This is a genomic window from Microbacterium sp. KSW4-4, from assembly GCF_023091185.1.
In the GTDB taxonomy this organism is placed as follows: domain Bacteria; phylum Actinomycetota; class Actinomycetes; order Actinomycetales; family Microbacteriaceae; genus Microbacterium; species Microbacterium paraoxydans.
The window spans coordinates 593,608-616,921 of record NZ_JAHWXJ010000002.1; the positions used below are offsets into that span (position 1 = coordinate 593,608).

Genomic DNA, 23,314 nt, shown 5'->3' on the forward strand with positions numbered 1-23,314 from the left:
CGCGTCTCGTACGTGACACTTTCGAAGAAGAAATCTGGGGCTGGGGAGCAACATGGGTAAGACATCCACTTCGAGGCGGGCGCTGAGCGCACTCGCGTCGGTCGTGACGGCGGCGCTGCTGATCACGGGCATGACCACGCTGGGGGCGACCGGGGCGGCAGCGGCCGATACACCGCCGACGCCACCGCCGCTTCTGCAGCGGAACGACGACGTGGTGACGTCGGACCCGATCCCGACCGTGCAGATCGACAACGGGTATGTGTGGGCGCAGACGACGATCGGCTCGACCGTCTACGCGGTGGGCAAGTTCGACAACGCCCGCGCACCGCTCGCCGCGCCGGGGACGAGCCTGACCGCCCGTTCCAACGTCCTCGCGTATGACATCAACACGGGTCAGCTGCTCTCCTTCGCACCGCAGGTGAACGGCGTGATCAAGGCCGTGGCCGCTTCGCCGGACGGCAGCCGCATCTACATCGGCGGCTCCTTCAACGCCGTCAACGGTCAGACGCGCTGGAACTTCGCCGCGCTGGACGCCGTGACCGGACAGCTCGTGCCCGGCTTCTCGCCCTCGATCGGCGGCAGCGGCGTGTATGCCCTCGCCACCTCGGGCTCGAGCGTCTACGTCGGAGGTCTCTTCACGCAGGGCAACGCGACCCCGCGCAAGAACCTCGCGGCCTTCTCCTCGACGAACGGCGCGCTGCTCAGCTGGGCGCCGCAGACAGACCTTCAGGTCGACGCCATGGTGATGGACCCGGCGGGTCAGAACGTCATCGCCGCCGGTCGTTTCTCGCAGGTCAACGGCGACCTGACGATGCGCGGCACCGTCGCGCTCGACAAGACGACCGGCGCGGTGGACAGCGGATGGGCGCTGCCGCAGACGGTGAAGAACGGCTCGAACACCGGGGCGAACTCGGGCAAGGCGGGGATCTTCGGACTCGCGGCCGACGCCGGCGCCGTGTACGGCACCGGGTGGGTGTACGCGGACGCGGCCACGGGCAACCTCGAGGGTACCTTCGCGGCAGAGGCCGGAAGCGGCCAGGTCCGCTGGATCGCGGACTGCCTCGGCGACCACTACGGCGTCTACTCGACCGGCAAGACGGTCTACACGACCAGCCACACCCATGCCTGCAGCACCATGGGCATGCACCCGGAGCAGAACCCGCGTACGCACCGGTACTCGGAGGCGTACACGGCGGACGCCCGCGGTCTGCTGGGCAACCAGCCCGCGGCCGGTGGCACGTACAAGAACTGGGCCGGGACGCCGGCGCCCTCGGCCTACGCCTGGACGCCGGACTGGGCCGTGGGCGTGACCACGGGGATGGGTCAGGCCGGACTCTCGATCACCGGTGCCGGGAACATGATCTCGATCGGCGGTGAGTTCCGCTCCGTGAACAACGGCCGATTCGAGGGGCTCGTGCGCTTCTCCACCAACCCGCCCGGCGGCGCGAAGGACGGCCCTCGGCTGTCGGGTGCCAATTGGACCGGCACGGCGCAGTCGTTCATCCCCGGGCGTGCGCGGATCTCGATCCCCGCGAACTGGGATCGTGACGACCTCACGCTGACCTATGAGCTGCGTCGGACGGGGACCACCGCACCGGTGGCCACCGCCACCGCCCGCGGCACCTGGTGGGACCGCCCCTCGGTGAACCTCGAGGACAAGACCGCAGCTCCCGGGTCGACGCAGGAGTACACCGTCGTCGCGAAGGACAGCGCGGGCAACTCCGTCTCCAGCCAGGCGATGAGCGTGACCATCGCGGCCGGTGCGGTGTCGAACTACGTCAACGCCGTCACGGCGGACGGACCGCAGCTCTACTACCCGCTCGGCACCGCCGCGCAGGACTGGGCCGGATCCAACACCCCCGTGTTCGGCACGGGAGTGACCGCATCGACGTCCGGTGTGGAGAACACCGCGACCGGCGCCTCGACCTTCACCGGGACGAACACGGGCCGTGTGGCCTCCGGGAGCAAGATCGCCGCGCCTTCCGAGTTCTCGACCGAACTGTGGTTCAAGACCAACACGACCAGCGGTGGCAAGCTGATGGGCTACGGCGCTGCGGCGTCGGGTGAGTCGACCAGCTACGACCGTCACATCTACATGACCAACAACGGCCGCCTCGTCTTCGGTACCTACAACGGCAGCACGCAGACGGTGCAGAACGGCGCGGCGCTCAACGACAACCAGTGGCACCATGCCGTCGCGACGCAGAGCGCGGACGGGATGAAGCTCTACGTCGACGGCCAGCTCGTGTCGTCGCTCGCCGGGGCCACGACCGCGGAGAACTACACGGGATATTGGCGTATCGGCGGGGACAACCTCGCCGGCTGGCCGTCCGAGCCCAGTTCCAAGTACTTCAAGGGGTCCCTGGACGAGGTCGCGGTCTATCCGTTCGCTCTCACCCCGACGCAGGTGAAGACGCACTACGGCATCGGCAAGGGCTTCCAGGCCCCCACGGCGGCCTTCTCCGCCACCCCGACCGACCTCGCCGTCGCGTTCGACGCGGAGGCCTCGGCGCCCGCGGGGTCGGCGACGATCGCCGGCTACCGGTGGGACTTCGGCGACGACTCGGCCACGGCGACCGGCAAGACGACGAGCCACACGTACGAGAAGTCCGGCACCTACAAGGTGACGCTGACGGTGACGGACAGCAACGGGCTCGCCAGCACGGCGGAGAAGCAGGTCGTGGTGCAGGCACCGAACGTCCTTCCGACGGCTGCCTTCGAGACGACCGCGAACGGCCTGACGGTCTCGGCCGACGCGTCCGCCTCGGCGGACTCGGACGGCTCCCTCGCCTCCTACGCCTGGAACTGGGGGGACGGCACGACGTCGACCGGGCAGGTCGCCACGCACGTGTACGCCACCGCCGGCACCCGCACGGTGACTCTGACCGTCACCGACGATCGCGGCGGCAGCGCGTCCACCACTCGACAGGTGACGACCACGCATGCCGACCCGGTGGCGGCCTTCACGGCGACGGCCTCGGGGCTGAACGTCAACGTCTCCGCCGCGGGTTCGAGCGCGTCCGACGGCGCGACTCTGACCTACTCGTGGAACTGGGGTGACGGATCCCCTGCGGGCTCCGGAGCCTCCGCCGGCCACACGTACGCGAGCGCCGGGGCGCGCGAGATCACCCTGACGGTGACCGACAGCCTCGGGTCGACGGCGACGGCCACCAAGACGGTGACGCTGACCGCTCAGGTGTTCGCGGCATCCGATGCCTTCGGCCGTGTCGTCTCGAGCGGCTGGGGCGCCGCCGACAAGGGAGGCACCTGGGCGCCGGTGAGCGGCTCCGCCGCGGTGCTCTCCGTCGGCGACGGCGTGGGCAAGGTGAACCTGACGCCGGGTGAGACGAGGGAGATGCTGCTGCAGGGCACGTCGGTCCTCGACTCCTCCGCGCGCATCAGCTACACCCTCGCGTCCGGTCCCTCCACCGGGGTGGCATACGAAGGACTGGGCGCCCGCCGTTCCGGGTCCTCCGGCTACCGAGCGCTCGCCTGGCACCGGGCAGACGGCACGACCTGGCTCGTGATCCACCGCAACGGCACCGCGATCGCCAGCACCGCCGTCTCCGGGCTCACCTGGAGCGCGGGCAGCTCGTTCACGCTCCTGATGGAGACGACCGGGTCGTCCACGACGACCATCCGCGCCAAGCTGTGGGCGTCGGGGTCGGCGGAGCCCGCGAACTGGCAGCTCACCACGACGGATGCGACTCCGGCCCTCCAGGTCGCCGGCGCCCCGACCGTGTTCTCCTACCGCGCGGGCAGCGCCACCGGCACCAACCTCGCCAGCTTCGACGACTTCACGCTGAAGAACCTCGGCACGCCGGCCCCTGAGCCCGAGCCGCAGCCCGAACCGGAGCCCGCGAATGTCGCTCCGGTGGCTGCCTTCACCGCGACCGCGACCAACCTCACGGTCGCCGTGGACGGCAGCGCCTCGACCGACTCCGACGGCACGATCGCCTCGTACGCCTGGAACTTCGGCGACGGGACGACCGGGACGGGTGCGACGAGCAGCCGCACCTACACCGCGGCGGGGACCTACACCGTCACCCTCACGGTGAAGGACGACAAGGGTGCCACGCACACCACCACCAAGCCGGTGACCGTGACTGCGCCTCCCGTCGAGCCGGAGCCCGAGCCCGAGCCCGAGCCGCAGCCGGCTCCGGTGGCGGACGACGGCTTCGATCGCACTGCGGGACCGGGCTGGGGCACCGCCACGGTCGGCGGGGCGTGGACGATCGCGGGCGGTTCGCAGGCGGCGGCGACGGTGGCCGACGGTCAGGCCAAGCTGAACCTCATCGCCGGGGACACCCGCCACGCGACGCTCAACACCACGTCGGCCGCCGACACGGTGCTCGAGACGCAGTTCCGGGTCGACCAGGCCCCCGCGGCGGGTGGCGCCTACATCGGCGTGATCGCGCGGCAGTCGGCGGCCGGGAAGTACTTCGTCCGCGCCTGGCTGCGTCCTGACGGCACGGTCTGGCTCGTCGTGCACCGTGAAGGGACCGTCCTGCGCACGCAGGCCGTACCCGGGCTGGTCTGGGCGGCGGACACCTCCTACAACCTCGAGGTGTCCGTGACCGGGACGACGTCGGCGACGCTGTCCGCCAAGTTCTGGCCGACGGACACCACGAAGCCGGCAGCCTGGCAGATCACCACGACCGACGCGGCGCCCCTGGGCGCCGGCGCGGTGGGTCTGAGCGGCAACCGCTCCGGCAGCGCGACCGCGCCGTTGGGCGTGTCGTTCGATTCGTTCCGCGTCACCGCACCGCAGTAAGATCCTGACGCATGGCCACTGCTGTCCCGATCGCGCTCCTCGCCTTCGGCGGAATCGCGGCAGTGGCCATCGTCGTGTTCGCCCTCCGGCTGCTTCCGCGCGCCGCCTTCGCGGTGTGGGCCGTCGTACTGTTCTTCGTGCCGCTCTGGGTGGGTGTCAACCTCGGGTTCTACTGGGCGGGGATCACCCTGCTCACCGTCCTGCTGATCATCGTGAACTGGTCGGTCGTGCCGCTGCGCGCCGCCGACGCCTGGGTCGCGGCGTTCGTCCTCGTCGTGGTCGGCCTGTACGGGTTCGGCACTGTCGACCTCGCCTCCCTCGTCGCCTCGCTCCTGGAGTGGGTGATCCCGTACATCTGGGGGCGCGTGGTGCTCGCGCGTGTGACGACCGACTGGATCACGTCCACGATCGCGGTCGTGGCCATCGTGGCTGCGGCGCTCGCTGTGGTGGAGTTCCTCACGTCCTTAAACCCCTTCGTCCTCATCCCCGGGTCGGGTGTGGTGTACGAGACGTGGAGTCCGCTGCAGGAGCGCGGTGGGGTGCTGCGTGCGGAAGGCGCCTGGGGGCACTCGATCGCGCTCGGCGCCGCGCTCGCGATGTCCTCCGCGTTCGTCGTGGCGACGCGGTGGCGGCTGTTCCCGAAGATCACCGGCATCGTGCTCATCGCCACGGCCACGGTCTTCACCTTCAGTCGTGCCGGCCTGCTCACGCTGGTGCTCACCCTCGTCCTGTCCACCTTCCTCATCGTCGGCGTCTCGACGCGCTTCCGGGTGACGGTGGCGGTCGCCGGCGTGATCGGCGCCGCGATCGTCATCCCCGTCATCGATTCCGTGTTCGGTGCGGCGGGGGATGAGGCCGGAGGCAGCGCCGACTACCGCACCGACCTCCTGGTCCTCCTGGAGCAGGTGCAGCTGTTCGGCAACCCCGGCGACTGGCACTCCCTCGTCTCCGGCGACTACTACCTGGGGTACTTCGCGCGCTCGGTGGACAACGCCCTCGTGCTCACGCTCCTCCGGTACGGCTACGTGCCGACGCTGCTCATCATGGCGGCCGTCGTCTGCGCGGCGCTCCTGGCCGTGCGGCGGTCGACGCGGAGTCCTGCCGCCCTCGCTGTCGTCGGGCAGCTTCCGAGCCTGGTCGTCGTCGCCCTCATCACGCAGTACAGCATGTTCCTGTGGTTCTGCGTGGGGCTCGCGGTGACCTGGGCCCGAGACGCGGGGACACGATCCACCGCGGCCGATACGGCATTCCTGCGCGATCTTGACACGTCGGCGCCGCCGCCGACCCGAGCCGCTCCACAGGTGCGGCAGACGTGAGGGAGACGTGCAGATGGCTCCTCTAGAATCGAGACCTCAGGGGGAATGGGGAGTCATGGCCGAGAGCCGGGTCAGCCTGCGTGTCATCGCGGGCTCACTGCGTAAGTTCTGGTGGTTGATCGTGCTGTGCGGCGTGGTGGGCGCCGCCGGGTCATACGGATACGCGTCGCTGCAGACGCCGTTGTTCCAGGCGACCACCTCGCTCTACTTCGCGCTCAACCAGGGTACGAGTGCCTCCGATCTCAACCAGGGGTCCGTGTACACCCAGAGCCAGATGCTCTCCTTCGCCCAGCTGGCGACGAGCTCGCGGGTGCTCGACCCGGTGATCGAGGAGCTCGGTCTCGACACGACACCTCGCGCGCTCGCCAGAGACATCGAGGTCACCATCCCGCAGAGCACGGTCACGCTGCGCGTCACCGGCATCACCGACGACCCTGAGTCCGCCGCCGAGCTCGCGAACGCGGTCGCCGAGCAGCTCATCACGGTCGTGAAGGACGTCGCCCCGAAGGACCCGCAGGGCGAGTCCACGATCACGGCCGAGGTCATCGACGACGCGGTGGTCCCGGAGTTCCAGTTCACCCCGAGCAAGCCGAGGGATGCAGCGCTCGGCGGGTTCCTCGGTGGCGTGCTGGGCCTCGCGGCCGCTGTGCTCATCGGAGTGCTGGACACGCGGGTCCGCAACGAAGAGGCGCTGACGCAGGCCGGGGGAGATCCCGTGCTCGGCGTCGTCTCCAAGTCGCCGTTGCTGGAGGCGCGGGGAATCGCCGTCGCCCAGGAGCCGCTCGGCCACACGTCCGAGGAGTTCCGGCGCATCCGGTCGGCGCTCGCGTATGCGAACGTCTCGTCCCGGGTGAAGGTGCTGCTGGTGACTTCCGGCATGCCAGCCGAGGGCAAGTCGACCGTGTCGGTGAACCTCGCGATGACCCTCGCGGCGCTCCGCAACTCCGTCCTCCTGATCGACGCGGACATGCGGCGCCCGCGCGCCCACGAGCACGCCGGCATCGACGGTTCGGTCGGACTCACCAGTGTGCTGCTCGACGAGGTCGAGTTCGAGGTGGCGAAGCATCGTGTCGCGGACACCACGCTCGACATCCTCCCGGCCGGCACCATCCCGCCGAACCCTGCCGAGCTGCTCACGTCGGCCCGCATGGCGCAGCTTCTCGACTTCGCGGCCGCGGACTACGACTACGTCGTGATCGACTCGCCCCCGACGCTCAGCGTCGCGGACGCCAATCTCCTGGCCACCCAGACGGACGGCGTGATCCTCGTCGTCGACGCCACGAAGACGAGGCGCGCAGCGTTGGAGAAGAGCATCAAATCGCTGGAATCGGGCGGCGCACGCATCCTCGGCACGGTCCTCAACCGCGCACGTCCCGATCGTCACCGCAGCGAGTACTACAGCGAGTGACCGGCTCGAGGTCCGCTGTGCGCGGGCACGCAGCATATCGGCGGAGGGGCTCGAAACGTTTGCCATCGCCTGGAGAGGCGGTTATTCTTCATGGGTTGCGAGGGGGGCTCGCTCTTTGTCGCCGGGGTTGAAACTGCGGCGAAGCGTGGGTTGATCGTGCAGTCTGCCCCAGAAACGGTGACATCGTGTCCTTTCCGTTCCCTGTTCGTCCCTCGTCTTCCGTAGCGCCCGCCGCGCTGCGGCGTCGCCATCGCATGCTCGCTGGCGTCCTCGGCATCGCCGTCGCGCTCTCCGGAGCGCTGGTCGCCGCACCGGCGTCCGCGGCGGTCGCCGCCTCACCGTCCGTCCGGCCGGCAGCCACGTCTGCGGCGCCTCTGCTCTCGGACGACATGAACCGCACCGTCGCCTCCGGCTGGGGCGCGGCTCCCGTCGGCGCCTGGCGCGTGGTCGAGGGCACGTCGAGCGTCACGAACGGGCGGGGGATGCTCGCCAGCCGAAAGCCCGGGATCACGGCGCGGGCGACCGTGGCCGGGGTGACCGCGGCGGACGTGTCCAGCCGCTACACGGTGACCGTCCCCGCCCTCCCCGTCGGTGGCCCCCTGTACCTCGCCCAAGCCGTCCGCATCGTCGGCAAGGACTCGTACGGCGTGCGGCTGCGGGTGCACCCCGACGGCTCCGCCTACGTCTCCGTCGTCCGGATGACCGATCTCACGACGGTGCAGAACCTGAGTGAGCGGCGACTCCCGTTCGCAGTGACGAAGGGCATGTCGCTGCGCGTCGCGCTCGATGTGACCGGGACCAGCCCGGTGACGCTCGCGGCCAAGGCCTGGGTGGCAGGGGCGGCCGAGCCCTCCGCGTGGCAGGTGACGCACGCCGATTCCTCGGCGGCCCGGATCACCGCCGCGGGGGGTTACGGCTTCGCGCTGTACACCTCGTCCGGGGCGAAGGCAGCCGCTCCGCTGGCGCTCGACGACCTCCTGGTCACCGCGCCGTCGCCGACTCCTGCACCGACTCCTGCACCGACTCCTGCACCGACTCCGACTCCGACGCCGACCCCTGCGCCCGCACCGAACCCGGCTCCGCCGGCGAACCCGGCGAACCCGGTCACGCCCGCCCCGCCGGCGACTCCGGCCGGCGTCCGCGGAAAGCCAGGTGCTGCTGCCCCCGGCACGCTGGCGTACCCGGCTCCCGCCACCGCGATCTACGCGGCGCCGGGCGGATCCGACAATGCCGCCGGCACGCAGAAGGCGCCGGTGCGCACGATCGCGGCGGCGCTGCGGCTCGTGCCGAACGGAGGCACCATCGTGCTCCGGGGCGGGACCTACCACGAAGAGGTCATCGTGCCGCCGCAGAAGCGGGTCACGATCCAGCCGGCTCCGAACGAAGCGGTCTGGATGGACGGGGCGAAGGCCGTCACCGGCTGGAAGGCCGCAGGGAACACCTGGACGGTGGACGGGTGGGGGACGGCGCTCGACTCGAGCCCCACGTACACGAAGGGCGCGCCCGACAACGCCCAGGCGGAGTGGCGCTTCGTCGATCCCGCGTATCCCATGGCTGCGCATCCGGATCAGGTGTGGGTCGCGGGCGTGCAGCTCCGGGAGGTCGGTTCCGCGGCACAGGTGGTCGCCGGGACGTTCTTCGTCGACGACAGGGCGAAGCGGCTCGTGATCGGCACGGATCCCACGGGCAAGTCCGTGGAGGCGAGCGTCCTCACGCAGGCACTCTCGATCCGCTCCGCCGGGTCCGAGGTGCGTGGCATCGGCGTGCGGCGATATGCCACCAGTGTGCCCCAGATGGGGACGGTCATCGCCGCGGCGAGCGACATCACCCTGGCTGACGTGACCATCCGGGACAACTCGACGACCGGGTTCTACTCCTGGGCGCCCCGGACGACGCTGACACGGGTCTCGTTGATCGGCAACGGGCTTCTCGGCGGTGGGGCGAGCCAGGCCGACGGCTTGAAGGTGAAGCAGATGCTCTCCGTCGGCAACAACGCCGAGCGCTTCAACCACTCCCCGGTATCCGGCGCGTTCAAGGTCACCCGGACGCGGGGCGTGACCGTGTCCGACAGCGCCTTCACCGGGAACGCCGGGCGTGGTCCCTGGTTCGACGAGTCGGTGATCGACATCGTCTTCACGGGCAACGACGTGATCGGCAACACCGGTCACGGCGTCATGGTCGAACTCTCCGAGCGGGCGGTCGTCGCGGACAACATCATCGCGCGCAACGGCGATTTCGGACTCTTCGTCCTGAACTCCGGGAACGTGAAGATCTGGAACAACACCTTCGTGGGCAATGCCAACCGGAATGTCAGCATCGGTCAGGACGCTCGCCGAGCCTCCGACCCGAACGCGGCCGGCCATGATCCACGCACGCGGTACGCGCCGCTGGCGCCATGGATCGTGCGCAACACCGTGATGTCGAACAACGTCATGGCGGAGAGCGCCGGCAACTGCCTCGTCTGCGTGCAGGACTACTCGACCACCTTCACGGGTGCGCAGATGATGTCGAGCGTGAACGGCAACCTGTACCACCGCACCGCCCCGGGCACACCCCGGTGGTTCTCGGCGTGGTCGAAGGGATCCGTCTCGCGGGATCCGGCGGTGGCCGACACCCTCGCGGCCTTCACGGCGGCGACGGGCCAGGACCGCCGCTCGCAGTTCGTGCAGGGAGCCTCCGTGGTGTCCGCGACATACGCACTGATCCCCGCGCAGGCGCAGCGGCAGGCCGCAGTGGCAGTGCCGGTTCCCGCGGATATCGCCTCGGTATCGCGACTCCCCGGCAACAGCGCGACGCTGGGAGCCCTGCCGCGGTGACGATCTAGGTATGGGTTCTCTTCTCGCTGTCGGCGCCCGCGCGCTGACGATGGTCATCGCGCTGGTCTGCGGCGTTCTCACGACACGGATGATCATCGGGGACGCGGGCGTCGGCAGCTTCGCCCTCTATACGCTGCTCACCACGATCCCGTCGCTGCTGACGTTCACCGATCTCGGCAGCGGCGCCGTGCTCGTGAACGCCGTGGCCACGAGCGACGACGTCCGGACGGACGAGAAGCTGCGCTACCAGCTGACCTCCGTCGGGCGTGTGCTGCTGCTGTTCGCCGCCTCCGCGATGGCGATCAACACCGTGCTCCTCGCCACCGGAGCCTGGGAGCTCATCTTCGGTGACGCCGGGCAGCAGCCCGGGGCGTCGCTCGCGGCGTTCTTCTGCGTCACGATCTTCTGCCTCGGGATCCCGCTCGGGATCTGGGCGCGGATCATGCTCGGGCAGCGAAAGAACCACATCGTGATCCTGCTGCAGGGTCTCATCTCGCCCCTCACCCTTGCCGGCGTCTGGTTGCTCCTCACGTTCGGCGGCGACGACCTCCACTCCTATGCGGCGATGGCCTCCTTCGCGGCGTCTCTCATCGTCTCGATCCTGGGCGTGCTCATCACGGCGCGCACCACCTCTCCGCTGATCCCCGAGGCCGCACGCATGGTGCTGCGGCCGCGACGGTTCCCCGGCGTCCGGGTCATGGATGTCGGCTGGCCGATGCTGGCGCAGATGGTGACCTATCCCATCGCGGTGGGGTCGCAGCGCTATGTGATCGCCCAGCTCGGCGGCCCGACCGACGTCGCGGAGTACGGGGTGGCCGGCCAGGTGTTCTTCGCGCTCAACGGTCTCGTGATGGCCGGTGGACTCGCCCTCTGGCCGCACTTCGCGCGGATGCGGCACCAGGGTGACCTGCGCCGCGGGCCCTTCCTGCTCTCCGCCCTGTTCGCCACGGCGGTCGCCCTCGCGACGGTCGTGGTGTGGCTCGTCGGTCCGTGGCTGTTCGGATTCATCACCCAGGGGGAGCTGGAGGTGCGGCCGACCACGATCTTCGCGTTCGGGCTCATGATCATGCTCACGGCGGCCGTGTATCCACTGGGCATGTTCATCATGGACAAGCCCGGGATCCGTTTCCAGGTGATCCCGACGCTCAGCATGGCCGCGGTCGGGATCGTCCTCGCGTTCGTGCTCACGCCGATCCTCGGCATCGTCGGACCGCTGATCGGGGTCGCGTTCGCGCTGCTGGTCTGCCAGCTGATCCCGTTCTCGATCTACATCGTGCGCAACCGGGCGCGGCTGACCGCCGACACCCGCGCATCGGTGTGATCCGCGGGCGCTCCTCGCGGGTCAGTCCAGGACGCCTGCGGTGACGCCGGCGCGGTAGACCGCGGGAGCGTGCCGACGCAGGGCCTCGTCCCGACTCGCGGTGACGCCGGCCACATGGTCGTCCCAGCGCTCGCGGACCTCCTCGAGCGCGGTCGCGATCGCGTCAGCATCGTCCGGAGCGACCAGTTGCGCAGTGGCGTATCCGCCCGCGGCCTCCCGCAGGCCGCTGCTGTCGCTCGCGATGACCGGGCGGAGTCCGAGCACGCCCTCGACGGCCGTGTTGCCGAACGGCTCGTCCACCCGGGACGGCACGACCAGGACGTCGGCCTCAGCGAGGAAGGGCCAGATGTCGGGGTGGAAACCGGCGAAGGTGACAGGGACGCCGGTCTCGTCGGCGCGCGCGCGCAGATCGCGCTCGAACCACTCGTACCCCTCGAAGACCGCGCCGAGCAGCGTGACCTCGACCGGACGGCCCGCCGCCTGAAGCGCGGCGGCGGCGTCGATGACGAGGTCGGGGCCCTTCCGCGGCGAGAGCCGGCCCACGTACAGCACACGGAGGGGACCATCGAGGCGGGAGCGCGGCGGAGCCGGGTGCTCGGGTGACGCGACGCCGTTGGCGACCACGCGGGTCCGCGCGGCGAGAGTCGGCAGCGCGCGCCGTATCGTGTCCTGGCTGAAGCGACTGTTCACCAGGGTCCGGGCGGAGGCGAGGTGCGGCGCGTAGAGGAGCCGGTTCACCAGCGTGTTGCCGGAGGCCTCGGCCTCATGCACATGGCTGACCGCGCGGGTACCCCGGAGCCGGGCGATGAGAGGCCACTGCGGAATGATGATGGTCGACACGTAGACTGCGTCGGGGCGGAGGCGTCCGATCAGCCGCCACGCGGAGCCGAGACCGCGGAACGTGTCGCGGAAGAGGCGCGGCAGTCCCCGCGGGGTGAGCAGGACCTTGCGCAGCACGAGCATCGGCAGGATGACGACCTCCGCGCCGGCCTCCCGCAGCGGCGCGACGAGGAGACCCGTGCTCGGCAGGGCGACCACGACGCGGGCGCCCGCCTCGACGAGACCGGTCGCGCTCTCGAGGAGCATGCGGTCGGACCCGAACATCTCCGCGCCGGGATGCACCAGGAGGACGGTCTTACGGTTCTCCCTCGCAGTCATCGGGCGGCGTCCGCGGGGGTGGGGGCCCAGTCCGCGCTCCGTCGGCGTGCGCGCCGGGCGGAGGAATGGACGCTGGAGCCCTCGGCGAGGCGGCGAGCGAGGTCTTCGTATTCGTCGGCCACGTCGTCCCACCGGAAGCGTGTCCGGGCGATCTCCTGCACTGCTGCGGCATGCGCATCGCGCGTGGCCGCATCGCCCTCGGCGGCGGTCACATGCGCGGCGACGTCGTCCGCATCGGCGAAGAACCACCCGTTGCCGTCGAGGACCTCGCGGTTGAAGGGCACCTCATAGCCGATCACGGCCGTGCCCGCTCCCATGGCGCGGAGGAGCGACGGGTTGGTGCCGCCGACGGAGTGACCGTGCAGGTAGGTGGCGGCGTGAGCGTAGAGCGCGTCGAGGAGCTCCTGGTCGTAGACGCCGCCGACGAGGCGGATGCGCTCGTCGCCCTCGGCGGCGTTCCGGATCTCCTGGATGTACCCGGCCGCGTACGGCGCGGACCCGACGACCACGAGCGGGAGGCGCGCGGCGCTGGCCCGGTAGCCGCGGACGATCTCGAGCACATGGTTCTCCGGCTCGAACCGCGCGACGACGAGGTGGTAGCCGCCGGGGGCGAGTTCCATCTCGGCCAGACGATGCGTCGGCGGCTCGTCGAGGATCGGCGCGCCATAGCGGATCAGCTCCGTCGGCACGTCGAACTGGTGGCGGTAGTAGTCGGAGATGCCGGGGGCATCGGCGATGAGCGCGTCTGCGGTGCGGACACCGAACTGCTCGGCCCACCGGTAGTAGGCCTTGCCGCGCGGCCCCCACTTCGAGCGACGCCACTCGAGACCGTCCATGTGCAGGGCGACGGGCGCCCGGCGCAGCCGGAGCAGCGGCAGGAACGGCGAGTTCGCGGCGTTGAAGACGAAGGTCGCGTCGGGGCGGCGGTGGAAGAGCAGGTGCAGGGCCGAGAGCCCGGTGTGGCTGAGCGTCTCGACCTGCTTCACGGGGACGGCGGGGAGGTGCACCACGCGCATGCCGAGGTACTCCTTCTCCCGGTGCTCGGAACCGCGGGTGTACACGACGACGTCGTGCCCGCGGTCGGCCAGGCGGCGGCCGACCTCCTCGATGGCCGTCTCGAACCCGCCGTACGCGGCAGGCACGCCGCGGGTCCCCACCATCGCGATCGTGAGGGGTGTCGTAGTGCTCATCCGCTCAGTATGCCCCGCTCGGCTGCGCCATGACCTTCGCGGTGCGCCACATGATCTGCAGATCGTTCATGACCGACCAGTTCTCCACGTACCGCAGGTCGAGCCGCACGCTCTCGTCCCACGAGAGGTCGCTGCGTCCGGAGACCTGCCACAGGCCCGTGATGCCGGGCTTGATGTAGAGACGGCGGAACACGGTGCCGTCGTAGGCGGTGACCTCGCTGGGCAGCGGCGGACGAGGGCCGACGACGCTCATGTCGCCGACGAGCACGTTCCAGAACTGCGGGAGCTCGTCCAGCGACAGCTTGCGCAGCACCTTCCCGACGCGGGTCACGCGCGGGTCGTCCTTCATCTTGAACAGCAGGCCGGCGCCCTCGTTCTGCTCCTTGAGCGCCGCGAGCTGCTTCTCGGCGTCGGTGCGCATCGAGCGGAACTTCACCATCTTGAACCGGCGGCCGTCCCGTCCCACGCGCTCCTGGAAGAAGAACACCGGGCCGGGCGAGTCGAGCTTGATGAGTGCGCTGAGCACGGGGGTGAGCAGCGCGATCGGGATGAGCGCGACGGTGGCCACGACGACATCGAGGGCGCGCTTGAGAAGGTGGACCCCGCCCTCGTATGTCGGGATCTTCACCTGGATCAGCGGCAGGCCGTCGACCTGGCGCAGCGAGATGCGCGGGCCCGCGACGTCCGTCAGGCGGCTGGAGAGGACGAGCTCGGCGGCGGTGCCCTCGAGCTGCCAGCTGAGCTGCTTGACGAAGTCGGGGGACCCCTCGGGGCGGCTCGCCACGATGATGGTGTCCGCCCCGAGTTGTGCCGCCGCCGCGGCGACGGTGTCCAGATCGCCCACGACCGGGTAGATGCTCTCCCCGATCCTGAGCGCGCCGGCAGTGCGATCCAGCAGCGTCGTCCCCACGACGTGATAGCCGTTCTCCCCGCCCTTCTGCAGGGAGTCGATCACATACTCGACGTCCTCGGTGGCGCCGACCACCAGTGTCCTCGACGCGAACCGCCCGGACAGGCGCTGCCGCTGCAGCCAGCGGCGCCAGGTCCAGCGGGCGAAGAGGAGACCGAGCATGCCGACCGGGAGGGCGATGAAGAACAGCGGCTGCAGTCCTTCCCACTCCAGGAGCACGCCCGCGATGGCGGTGATGCCGAAGGCGAGTCCCGCCGCGTGCGCGACGCGACGGTACTCCGTGGCCCCGGACCCGAAGATGGCGGCGGCTCGGCTGTTGAGCGCCGACAGCATCAGGTACCAGGCGAGACCCAGCAATGCGGCGTCGCGCACGGCCTCGATCACCGAGACGCCGGAGACCAGCTGGACCGTCGCCGTCAGTGCGACCGCGATCAGGATGACAGCCGCATCCGTGATCCGCAGCCGCATCCGATAGCGACGCTCCCACTGGCGGCGTCGTTCGAGCGTCGCCGACACACGCGGCGTGCTCGCCGCAGGCGTCACCGACGCGGTCGCTCGCGGTGCCGTGATCGGCGTGAAACCCGTACGAGCGATGCTCAGAGCATCCTCGACGGAAGTCATGCCGAGGCCCCTTGAGCCGTGAATGTACGCAGATAACCCCAGTGCGCCATCGTTTCCCCAGTTTTCCCCAGACCATGAACCCCACGTTCACGGACACGTCTGCGTCCCGACCCCTCGGGTCCTGCTGGTGCTTCCCGATCCCACATCGAGAAGGTGTCCTCGTCGTCCCAAACCGACGAGGCGTGCAGCAGGCACTGCAGACGGTCATCACTGTAGCGGATTCAGCCGCCGGACGGAAGCGCATCCCGCGCCGGAGGGAGATCCGTTCCGGCATACCGCCCGGGGAGAGGGAGCCGGGAGCTAGTCTGTCGCGGTGACTGCGCACCCGACTTCGACTCCTCGCTTCCGTCTGCAGCCCATGCGGCCGCGCGACCCCGGTCAGTCGCACCGCGCCGCGAGTCCGCTGGAGCTCTTCTTCGATCTCGTCTTCGTGGTAGCGGTGAGCATCGCGTCGGCGCAGCTGCATCACGCCCTGAGTCACGGCGACTTCCTCCACGGGATCACCTCGTATGCGATGCTCTTCTTCGCGATCTGGTGGGCGTGGATGAACTTCACCTGGTTCGCCACGTCCTTCGACACCGACGACTGGCCGTACCGGATCGCCACCTTCGTCCAGATGGCGGGTGTCCTCGTCCTGGCCGCAGGGATCCCCGGGGCCTTCAACGAGGGAGACTTCACACTCCCGGTGATCGGCTACGTCGTGATGCGCGTCGCCGTGGTCGCGCAGTGGCTGCGCGCGTCCCGGACCGCGGGGCCGCTCCGTTCCGTCGCGCTGCGATACGCCGGCGGCATCGCCGCCGTGCAGGTGCTGTGGATCCTGTTCCTGCTCGTCCCCTCGGGGCCGGTCCAGCTCGCGGCCTTCATCGTCTTCGCCCTCATCGAGATCGCCGTCCCGGTGGTCGCCGAGCGCCGCCACCAGACGCCGTGGCACCCGCACCACATCACCGAGCGCTACGGTCTGTTCACCCTCATCGTGCTCGGTGAGAGCCTTCTCGCCTCTGCCAACGCGATCATCGACGCGGTGGATGAGGTCGAGGCCCTGGGGCCGCTCCTGGCGATCTCGGCCCTCGCATTCGTCGTGACGGCGGCCCTGTGGTGGATCTACTTCTGGCCGCCCCACCACCGGTCCATCACCACCCTCGGCCGTTCCCTGCGCTACGGCTACACCCACTACTTCGTGTTCGCGGCGGCTGCCGCCTTCTCCGCCGGCATCGAGGTGGAGCTGGACGTGCTGACGGGGGAGAGCCACCTCGCTCCGATGGCCGCCACGTTCACGGTGTCCGTGCCGATCGCGGTGTTCCTCATCGGCATCTGGTGGGTCGCCATCCGGGACAACGCCGACAGGGTCGTCAACACCGTCATCCCGGTGGGGGCGCTGCTCGTCCTGCTCGACCCGTTCGTGCCCGTGCCGGTGGCGCTGACGGCAGCGGTGATGGTCGCGATCGTGGTCGTGCTCGTGATGCGGCCGCCGATCCCTCGCGGTGCCGGGGCGACGGATGCCTGAGCGCCTCGGTCAGACGCTCGCGGCGAAGAGGTCCAGGCATTCGGTGCGCAGGCGGGCGATCGCCTCGGTGTCGCCGCGGAGGTGACGGATGAGAGCATGCTGCATCATGCCGTCCGTGAGCGCATACGCGAAGAGCGGTGTGAAGCGGCAGGGCCGTCCTCGCAGCTCGGAGTAGCGTTCGACCACCCGCCAGATCGCCTCCTGGAGGTCGGCCTCCACCTCCGCGATGGTGTCGCCGAAGCCCGACTCGAACAAGGACTGATTGCGGAGGTCGTACCAGAGCCGGTGCAGGCGGGAGTCCTGCTCCACGCTCCGGGCGAGCTCCGCCGCGGCCCCTGCCGCGAGGTCCTCCGCGGTCTCCGCGTTCTGCAGAACGGCGAGGTAGCGGTCGCCGAGTCCGCCCTTCGAGATCCGCACCGCCTCCGCGATGAGATCGTTCTTGTCGGTGAAGTAGTAATGGAGGGAACCGTGGGAGAGCTCTGAGTGCTGGGCGATCTCGCGAAGCCCCGTCCGGGCGAACCCGCGCTCAGCGATCGCCTCCAGGGCTGCCTCGGCCAGTGCTCGTCGGCGGAGTGCGAACTTGTCCACCCCTGCGCGTTCGGCCCGCTTGGTCGCCGTCGTCATGCTGTGCCCCCGGTCTCGTCCCCGTCGGGATCGGTGCGGGTAATGCTATGGCATGTGGGCGGATCTGGACAGGTGTCCGGGGAAAACTTGACAGGTGCCAAGTCGCGTGCTGCACTGGATGCGTCACGGCCGCGCATGTCCCCTGCGTGCCGGCCGTCTTCGTGGCCGTCCGAGCGATTCCCCCATCGCCCCGGCCCTGCGTTGTCGGCCGAGTTCTTCGAGCGCCAGCGCTGCAGAGCGGAGCGATGTCCCCGCATCCTCCGCTCTGCCCTCCTCCCGAAGAGTTCTCATCGGTCACGCATAGCTCCCTGATTGATCACCCCGCGAGCATGGGCACAACGCCGCACACGCTCGAGAGGAGCACATCATGAGCCGCATCCCCGAACCGACCCCCACGCCGCAGGGCCCCATGTACGAAGGACGACTGCTGGATCGCGCGGACGAAGAGGTCGTCGACCAGGGCGTGGCCTTCGATCTCCGGACGCTGATGAGCCGTCGCGGGCTGCTGATCGGCGGCGGGCTCGGCCTCGGTGCCGTCGTCCTCGCCGCCTGCGCTCCCGGCGCCACAGGATCGTCGTCGACGACCGCCACCCCCACGCCCAGCGCCACCGGCACGGCGTCGGATGCGGTCTCGGAGATCCCCGACGAGACCGCCGGCCCCTACCCGGGCGACGGCTCGAACGGCCCGGACGTCCTCGACGAGGCCGGGATCATCCGCCAGGACATCCGTTCGTCCATCGACGGCGGGGCCACGGCCGACGGCGTCCCGCTCTCCTTCGAGCTCCAGATCCTCGACCTGGCGAACGGCGGGGTGCCGTTCGCCGGCGTGGCGGTCTACGCGTGGCACTGCAACGCGCAGGGGGAGTACTCCCTGTACTCGTCCGGGCTCGAGGACGTCTCCTATCTGCGCGGGGTGCAGGTCGCCGACGACGACGGGAAGGTGTCCTTCACCTCCGTCTTCCCCGGGTGCTACTCCGGGCGCTGGCCGCACATCCACTTCGAGGTCTATCCGGATGCGACCGCGATCACCGACGCGTCGAACGCGATCGCCACGTCCCAGCTCGCGCTGCCCGAGGACGCCTGCCGTGCGGTCTATGCGGAGACGGCGTACTCCGGATCGGCGGACAACCTGGCGCGCATCTCCCTGACCTCCGACAACGTCTTCGGCGACGACGGCGGGGTGTCGCAGCTCGCCACGACGACGGGGAGCGTCACCGGCGGATACACGGCGGCCCTCGTGGTCGGCGTCGACACGACGACCACCCCGAGCGCCGGATCCGCGCCCGGACGCGGCGGCGGTCGTCCGCCCGGCAGCTGAGGCTCTCGGCGCGTGGTTCGTGGATCTGCTAAGCTGGTCGTGCAACGTGTGCGTTTCGCCCCCTCTCGGCCGCCTCGTCGCCACTGATCAGGGCCATCCACGGACCACGCACATCGACGCGCGCGGAATCCGCCCTCGGTCTCTTCACGTGCGGAGCGCGAGCGCGCCCGCCCCACAGCAATGAGCATGAACATGAGTACCACCACCGTCCCTCTCACCTGGAAACAGGCCGACGTCGACGTGCACGTCGCCACCCGCAGCGGTGAGTTCGCCGGATTCGTCGAGTTCGACGGATCCGCGCACCGGCTGCGCGACGAGCGCGGCACCGACCTCGGGTCGTTCCCGTCGCTCGACGACGCCTTCCGTGCGCTCGCCGCCGCGCAGCAGCCCGCCCGGCCGGCGGCATCGCCGGCCCTCCCTCGGACGCGCGGTCGGCGGCCGCGTCGAGCGCGGGCCTGAGTCGTATGCCGCCTCGCGTATGCGAGCGCGGTTAGTGTGGCCACAGCGATCGGCAACCGCCCTTGGCTTCTTCAGCTCAAGGGCTCCCGATCGACAGGAGAGCATCATCTCCCGCACATCCTCCCCGACCGTCACCGCCACCCTCGGGCCGGTTCGTCAGACCTACGCCGGGAACGCCGAGTTCCCCCCGCTCACCCGGGCCTACCGCGATGTGCAGCAGGTCGTGAAGGAGACCGGGCTCCTGCAGCGCACTCCTGTGTTCTACACACTGATCGGCGCGGCCCTCGTCGTCGCCTTCGCCGGCTGCGTCGCGGGCTTCCTCCTCCTTGGAGACAGCTGGTTCCAGCTCCTCATCGCCGCCGCCCTCGGGATCGTCTTCACGCAGGTCGCCTTCCTCGCCCATGAGGCGGCGCACCGTCAGATCCTCTCCACGGGGCCGGCGAACTTCCGCCTGGCCCGCGTGCTCGCCGGCATCATCGGCATGAGCTATCACTGGTGGGACTCCAAGCACACCCGGCACCACGGCAACCCGAACCAGGTCGGCAAGGACCCCGACATCCAGGTCGATACCATCTCCTTCCTGGAGGAGGATGCGGCGCAGTCGCGTGGCATCGTCCGGCTCATCACGCGCAAGCAGGGGTGGCTCTTCTTCCCCCTCCTGACGCTCGAGGGGCTCAACCTGCACTACCTCGGCCTGAAGCACCTGATGACGAGGAAGAACGTGAAGGGACGCTGGATCGAACTCGGTCTCATCGTCCTCCGGTTCGCCGTCATCCTCGTGCCGCTGTTCCTCCTGCTTCCCGTCGGCATGGCCTTCGCGTTCCTGGGTGTGCAGCTCGCGGTCTTCGGCGTCTACATGGGCGCATCCTTCGCCCCCAACCACAAGGGAATGCCGGTCATCGCTCCCGACGCGAAGCTCGACTTCTTCTCGAAGCAGGTGCGCACGTCGCGCAACATCCGCGGCGGATGGTGGGTGACGGGACTGATGGGCGGCCTCAACCACCAGGTGGAGCACCACCTGTTCCCGAACATGTCGCGGCTGCACCTGTCGAAGGCGCGCGGCATCGTGCGCGACTACTGCGCCGCGAACAGCATCCCCTACACCGAGACAAGCCTCGGACAGTCGTACGCGATCGTCATCGCCTACCTCAACCGGGTCGGCCTGGCGGCGCGCGACCCGTTCGACTGCCCGGCGGCCGCACAGCTCCGCCGCGCCTGAAGCCTCACCGATACGACGAAGGGGCGAGCAGACAGCTGCTCGCCCCTTCGTCGTGTCCGCGCCGGATCAGCGCTTCGAGTCGTCCGACTCGATGACGTCGATCGTGATCCTCTCCAGCGGACGGTCGTCGTCGAGCTCGTCGTCGAGGACCTCGTCGCCTCGGAAGCTCTCGACGGACGCCTCGACGACGTCGTCCTCGTTCTCGTCGTCATCCTCGTCGATCGTGGCCTCCGTCAGCGCGATCTCCGTGGGGAGGTTGTCGTCGCTGAAGATGCCGTCGGGGCGGATGAGCTCGCGCACCTCGGCCATGAAGCTGGTGAGCTGCTGCTGCTGCCACCGCAGCTGACGGGCACGATCCTCGGCGTCGCGGAGGACGGTGGAGGTGTGGCCGGTCACCGCGTCGACGATCTTCTGAGACTTCACGCGGGCGCGCTCGAGGATGTCCCTGGCACGGACCTGCGCGTCGGCCTCGATCGCCTGTGCCTGCGAGCGCATGAGCTTCTCGTAGCCGTCGGCCTTCGCGGAGATGCGCTGGGCGTGCTCCAGCGAGGCGGTGACCTGCTCGTTCGCGTCGGTCGTGATGCGCTCGGCGTGTGCGACCGCCTGATTGTGCAGCACGAGGAACTCCTGCTGCGCGTCGTCCTGACGACGGGTGAGGGTCTCCTCGAACTCCAGCACGCGGGCGTTCATCTCACGCACCTCGCGCTCGGCGTCCGCCCGCAGCTGGGTGGTCTCACGCGTGACGAGGGAGCGCAGTGCGGCGGCGCCCTTCTCGGCCTCGGTGCGGATCGCCGTGGCCTCCTGGGACGCCTGGCTGACCTTCTCCGCGGCGTGGGCGGCCTCGCGCTCGATGCGCGCCTCGTGGGCCGTGTACTCGGTCTCCATCTTCAGCCGCACCTGATCGGCATCGCGCTGAGCCTGGGAGATGATGCGCTCGGCATCCGCCTCGGCCTCGGCGCGCTGCGCGGCGACCTCTTCGCGGGCCGAGGTCATCAGGCGGTCGGCCTGCACGGCGGCGTTCTGGATGAGGACGTTCGCCTGCTCCTCGGCCACCCGCAGGATCGCCTCGAACTGCTGGCGGGAGGGCGCTTCCTCCCCATCGGCCTGCGGCATGTCGACGAGCTCGGAGGTGAGCGTCGCCACCTGCTGCTCGGCATCCGCGGCCTTGGCGTTCGCGGCGGCGAGCTCGGCTTCCAGGGCCTCGCGTGCCTCGCGCTCCTCGGCTTTGAGAGCTTCGACCGATTCGGCCTCGCGGGCCTTCGCCTCGGCGACCTCATCGGCGGCTTGCTGGAGCTGGGCGCGCATCGATGCGAGAGCGGCGTCGACCTCGCCCTTGTCGTAGCCGCGGAATCCGATGGTGAACGCCGACGTGGACGTGGACGACGTGTCGCGGGGAGCCGTCTCGATCAGCTGATCGAAGAAGTCCGGCGACCGCTCGTCGTCGCGGGGTGTGCCCGAGGATTCGCTCATGGGTTCAAGCCTTTCTGGCGTGTCCGCGACACGAAGCGGACTTCGTTTCGTGGACGGGATCGCAAGCTCGGGGGAGGAGGCCCCCGGCATGCGCCACGACCGGGTCGTCATCCGTCCCTGCGGGGCGCGGCGCGCGTCTAGCCTAATTGCGTCACCTGGGAATCGTGACCCCTAATTCCAGGCCCTGCGAGCGACGATCAGACCCGGCGGAACCAGCGCGCGTTGCGGTCGTCGAGCTCCGGCCCGCGCTCGAACAGGGAGACGGGCCCGTCGGCCACCTCGATCCCGCGGGTCGCGGCCTCGGCGGACACCAGGGCGCGCAGCTCCCGCCAGAGGGGTGCGGTCTGCGGGAAGCCGAGGTACTCGCGGAAGGTCTCGACGCGCACGAGAGTCCCCGCGCTGCCGGGAACCAATCGCGCGACGGTGTCGTCCGGTTCGACGAAGCGGACGCCCAGCGCGCCGTCCGGGAGCAGCGAGAAGCTCCTGCCTCGCTCCTCGACGATCACGCGCAGCAGCTCCGCCGTGGCCGTCGGGGAGGCGTGGACGAGGAGAGTGGCTCCGAGGTCGGCGAAGATCTCCTCCATCCGCGCGGCGGTGTACCGGGCTCCCGCGCGCTCGCCGGCCGACGATGCGCTGCGCCGCACCCAGCCGCGCAGGAAGGCGGCTCCCACGATGAGGATGAGGATGACCAGGAAGAGGACGAGGATCAGAGCGGTGTCCAGGGCAGCGACCTTCCGTGCTGAACGTCGGTGCGCGTCAGCGCGGGCCGGTGAGATGGTCCAGCTGAAGGTCGCCGGTGGCGTTGAGTGCCTGCATGATCTCCTGGATGCGTTGCGGGTCCACGGCCGGCGGCTCCGCCTCGTCGAAGCCGAACTGCAGGGGGATCGCGGGATGGATCCAGACGCTCGCTCGCCGGTCGATGCCGCCCTCGGGAGGCTGCCAGGTCATCATGAAGCTCTCCTGACGACGCAGCTTGGTGGCGATGACGATCTTCAGATGCGCGAGCGTCTCGTCCTCGACGAGGATCGGATCCGAGTGCCCGTCGTACCGGAGTCTTCCCATGGTGCTGACGGTACACCCCCGCGGGGTCTCACGATCACCGACGTGAGACCCCGCGGAACGAGGCGAAGGGGGTGGCGTTCGCGGGGCGGAGCGCCTGGCCTTGGTACGGTGACCGCGGAGGACACCACGTCCCCTGGGGCCGCC

16 protein-coding genes are annotated in these 23,314 nt (G+C 69.8%); 9 read left to right on the plus strand and 7 right to left on the minus strand.

Annotated features, from left to right (window positions below; genetic code table 11):
- The first annotated feature begins 52 nt into the window (after positions 1-52).
- The 5 genes from KZC57_RS16445 (at position 53) to KZC57_RS12415 (ending at position 11,635) form a co-directional block, all read left to right on the plus strand.
- Positions 53-4,774: a PKD domain-containing protein gene (locus tag KZC57_RS16445; protein ID WP_281732478.1), complete on the plus strand. Its 4,722-nt coding sequence runs from the start codon at positions 53-55 to the stop codon at positions 4,772-4,774.
- A gap of 11 nt (positions 4,775-4,785) precedes the next feature.
- Positions 4,786-6,090 (plus strand): hypothetical protein, encoded by a 1,305-nt coding sequence (locus KZC57_RS12400; protein ID WP_247641882.1) that lies wholly within the window; start codon positions 4,786-4,788, stop codon positions 6,088-6,090.
- A 55-nt stretch (positions 6,091-6,145) separates the two neighbouring features.
- A complete protein-coding gene (locus tag KZC57_RS12405; protein ID WP_060921567.1) occupies positions 6,146-7,498 on the plus strand; it encodes a polysaccharide biosynthesis tyrosine autokinase in 1,353 nt (450 codons plus the stop codon).
- A gap of 254 nt (positions 7,499-7,752) precedes the next feature.
- Positions 7,753-10,314 (plus strand): right-handed parallel beta-helix repeat-containing protein, encoded by a 2,562-nt coding sequence (locus KZC57_RS12410; RefSeq protein ID WP_247641883.1) that lies wholly within the window; start codon positions 7,753-7,755, stop codon positions 10,312-10,314.
- 10 nt (positions 10,315-10,324) lie between these two features.
- The gene (locus KZC57_RS12415; protein WP_060921566.1) at positions 10,325-11,635 is read left to right on the plus strand and encodes a hypothetical protein; all 1,311 of its coding nucleotides are present in this window, start codon (positions 10,325-10,327) and stop codon (positions 11,633-11,635) included.
- Between the two features lie 21 nt (positions 11,636-11,656).
- Here KZC57_RS12415 and KZC57_RS12420 read toward each other — a convergent pair whose 3' ends face one another.
- From KZC57_RS12420 to KZC57_RS12430, 3 genes are read right to left on the minus strand one after another with little or no spacing between them, the layout of a single operon-like run.
- Complete coding sequence (locus KZC57_RS12420) at positions 11,657-12,793, minus strand: glycosyltransferase (protein ID WP_247641884.1); 1,137 nt, start codon at positions 12,791-12,793, stop codon at positions 11,657-11,659.
- Complete coding sequence (locus KZC57_RS12425) at positions 12,790-13,983, minus strand: DUF1972 domain-containing protein (RefSeq protein WP_105949224.1); 1,194 nt, start codon at positions 13,981-13,983, stop codon at positions 12,790-12,792. Before KZC57_RS12425 ends, KZC57_RS12420 begins: the two co-directional genes overlap by 4 nt.
- 4 nt (positions 13,984-13,987) lie before the next feature.
- Complete coding sequence (locus KZC57_RS12430) at positions 13,988-15,514, minus strand: sugar transferase (protein WP_247641885.1); 1,527 nt, start codon at positions 15,512-15,514, stop codon at positions 13,988-13,990.
- A 358-nt stretch (positions 15,515-15,872) separates the two neighbouring features.
- Between KZC57_RS12430 and KZC57_RS12435 the strand changes: the two genes are divergently transcribed.
- Complete coding sequence (locus KZC57_RS12435) at positions 15,873-17,018, plus strand: low temperature requirement protein A (protein WP_144881356.1); 1,146 nt, start codon at positions 15,873-15,875, stop codon at positions 17,016-17,018.
- 9 nt (positions 17,019-17,027) lie between these two features.
- On the opposite strand, the gene KZC57_RS12440 is transcribed toward KZC57_RS12435, so the two are convergent.
- Entirely contained in the window at positions 17,028-17,642 is a 615-nt protein-coding gene (locus KZC57_RS12440; RefSeq protein ID WP_105949225.1) for a TetR/AcrR family transcriptional regulator, read from the minus strand.
- Positions 17,643-18,009: 367 nt separating this feature from the next.
- Between KZC57_RS12440 and KZC57_RS12445 the strand changes: the two genes are divergently transcribed.
- From KZC57_RS12445 to KZC57_RS12455, 3 genes are all read left to right on the plus strand, one after another.
- Positions 18,010-18,960 (plus strand): intradiol ring-cleavage dioxygenase, encoded by a 951-nt coding sequence (locus KZC57_RS12445; protein ID WP_247641887.1) that lies wholly within the window; start codon positions 18,010-18,012, stop codon positions 18,958-18,960.
- A gap of 192 nt (positions 18,961-19,152) precedes the next feature.
- Positions 19,153-19,419 carry a hypothetical protein gene (locus KZC57_RS12450; protein WP_247641888.1) on the plus strand — a complete coding sequence of 89 codons (267 nt, stop codon included), beginning with the start codon at positions 19,153-19,155 and terminating at the stop codon, positions 19,417-19,419.
- 106 nt (positions 19,420-19,525) lie between these two features.
- Entirely contained in the window at positions 19,526-20,638 is a 1,113-nt protein-coding gene (locus KZC57_RS12455) for an acyl-CoA desaturase (RefSeq protein ID WP_060921571.1), read from the plus strand.
- A 66-nt stretch (positions 20,639-20,704) separates the two neighbouring features.
- On the opposite strand, the gene KZC57_RS12460 is transcribed toward KZC57_RS12455, so the two are convergent.
- The 3 genes from KZC57_RS12460 to KZC57_RS12470 form a co-directional block, all read right to left on the minus strand.
- On the minus strand, positions 20,705-22,108 hold the full coding sequence (locus KZC57_RS12460; RefSeq protein WP_247641889.1) for a cell division initiation protein: 1,404 nt from the start codon (positions 22,106-22,108) through the stop codon (positions 20,705-20,707).
- Positions 22,109-22,305: 197 nt separating this feature from the next.
- Positions 22,306-22,779 (minus strand): hypothetical protein, encoded by a 474-nt coding sequence (locus tag KZC57_RS12465; protein WP_082749978.1) that lies wholly within the window; start codon positions 22,777-22,779, stop codon positions 22,306-22,308.
- 85 nt (positions 22,780-22,864) lie between these two features.
- A complete protein-coding gene (locus tag KZC57_RS12470) occupies positions 22,865-23,170 on the minus strand; it encodes a hypothetical protein (protein WP_060921556.1) in 306 nt (101 codons plus the stop codon).
- Between the last annotated feature and the right edge of the window lie 144 nt (positions 23,171-23,314).

What these genes read in the sequence shown, in the direction of transcription:
- KZC57_RS12400 (WP_247641882.1), top strand. Translation starts at nt 4,786, where the DNA reads ATGGCCACTGCTGTCCCGATCGCGCTCCTCGCCTTCGGCGGAATCGCG.
- KZC57_RS12420 (WP_247641884.1), bottom strand. Translation starts at nt 12,793, where the DNA reads ATGACTGCGAGGGAGAACCGTAAGACCGTCCTCCTGGTGCATCCCGGC.
- KZC57_RS12450 (WP_247641888.1), top strand. Translation starts at nt 19,153, where the DNA reads ATGAGTACCACCACCGTCCCTCTCACCTGGAAACAGGCCGACGTCGAC.
- KZC57_RS12435 (WP_144881356.1), top strand. Translation starts at nt 15,873, where the DNA reads ATGCGGCCGCGCGACCCCGGTCAGTCGCACCGCGCCGCGAGTCCGCTG.
- KZC57_RS16445 (WP_281732478.1), top strand. Translation starts at nt 53, where the DNA reads ATGGGTAAGACATCCACTTCGAGGCGGGCGCTGAGCGCACTCGCGTCG.
- KZC57_RS12425 (WP_105949224.1), bottom strand. Translation starts at nt 13,983, where the DNA reads ATGAGCACTACGACACCCCTCACGATCGCGATGGTGGGGACCCGCGGC.
- KZC57_RS12410 (WP_247641883.1), top strand. Translation starts at nt 7,753, where the DNA reads ATGCTCGCTGGCGTCCTCGGCATCGCCGTCGCGCTCTCCGGAGCGCTG.
- KZC57_RS12415 (WP_060921566.1), top strand. Translation starts at nt 10,325, where the DNA reads ATGGGTTCTCTTCTCGCTGTCGGCGCCCGCGCGCTGACGATGGTCATC.
- KZC57_RS12430 (WP_247641885.1), bottom strand. Translation starts at nt 15,514, where the DNA reads ATGACTTCCGTCGAGGATGCTCTGAGCATCGCTCGTACGGGTTTCACG.
- KZC57_RS12440 (WP_105949225.1), bottom strand. Translation starts at nt 17,642, where the DNA reads ATGACGACGGCGACCAAGCGGGCCGAACGCGCAGGGGTGGACAAGTTC.
- KZC57_RS12470 (WP_060921556.1), bottom strand. Translation starts at nt 23,170, where the DNA reads ATGGGAAGACTCCGGTACGACGGGCACTCGGATCCGATCCTCGTCGAG.
- KZC57_RS12405 (WP_060921567.1), top strand. Translation starts at nt 6,146, where the DNA reads ATGGCCGAGAGCCGGGTCAGCCTGCGTGTCATCGCGGGCTCACTGCGT.
- KZC57_RS12460 (WP_247641889.1), bottom strand. Translation starts at nt 22,108, where the DNA reads ATGAGCGAATCCTCGGGCACACCCCGCGACGACGAGCGGTCGCCGGAC.
- KZC57_RS12445 (WP_247641887.1), top strand. Translation starts at nt 18,010, where the DNA reads ATGAGCCGCATCCCCGAACCGACCCCCACGCCGCAGGGCCCCATGTAC.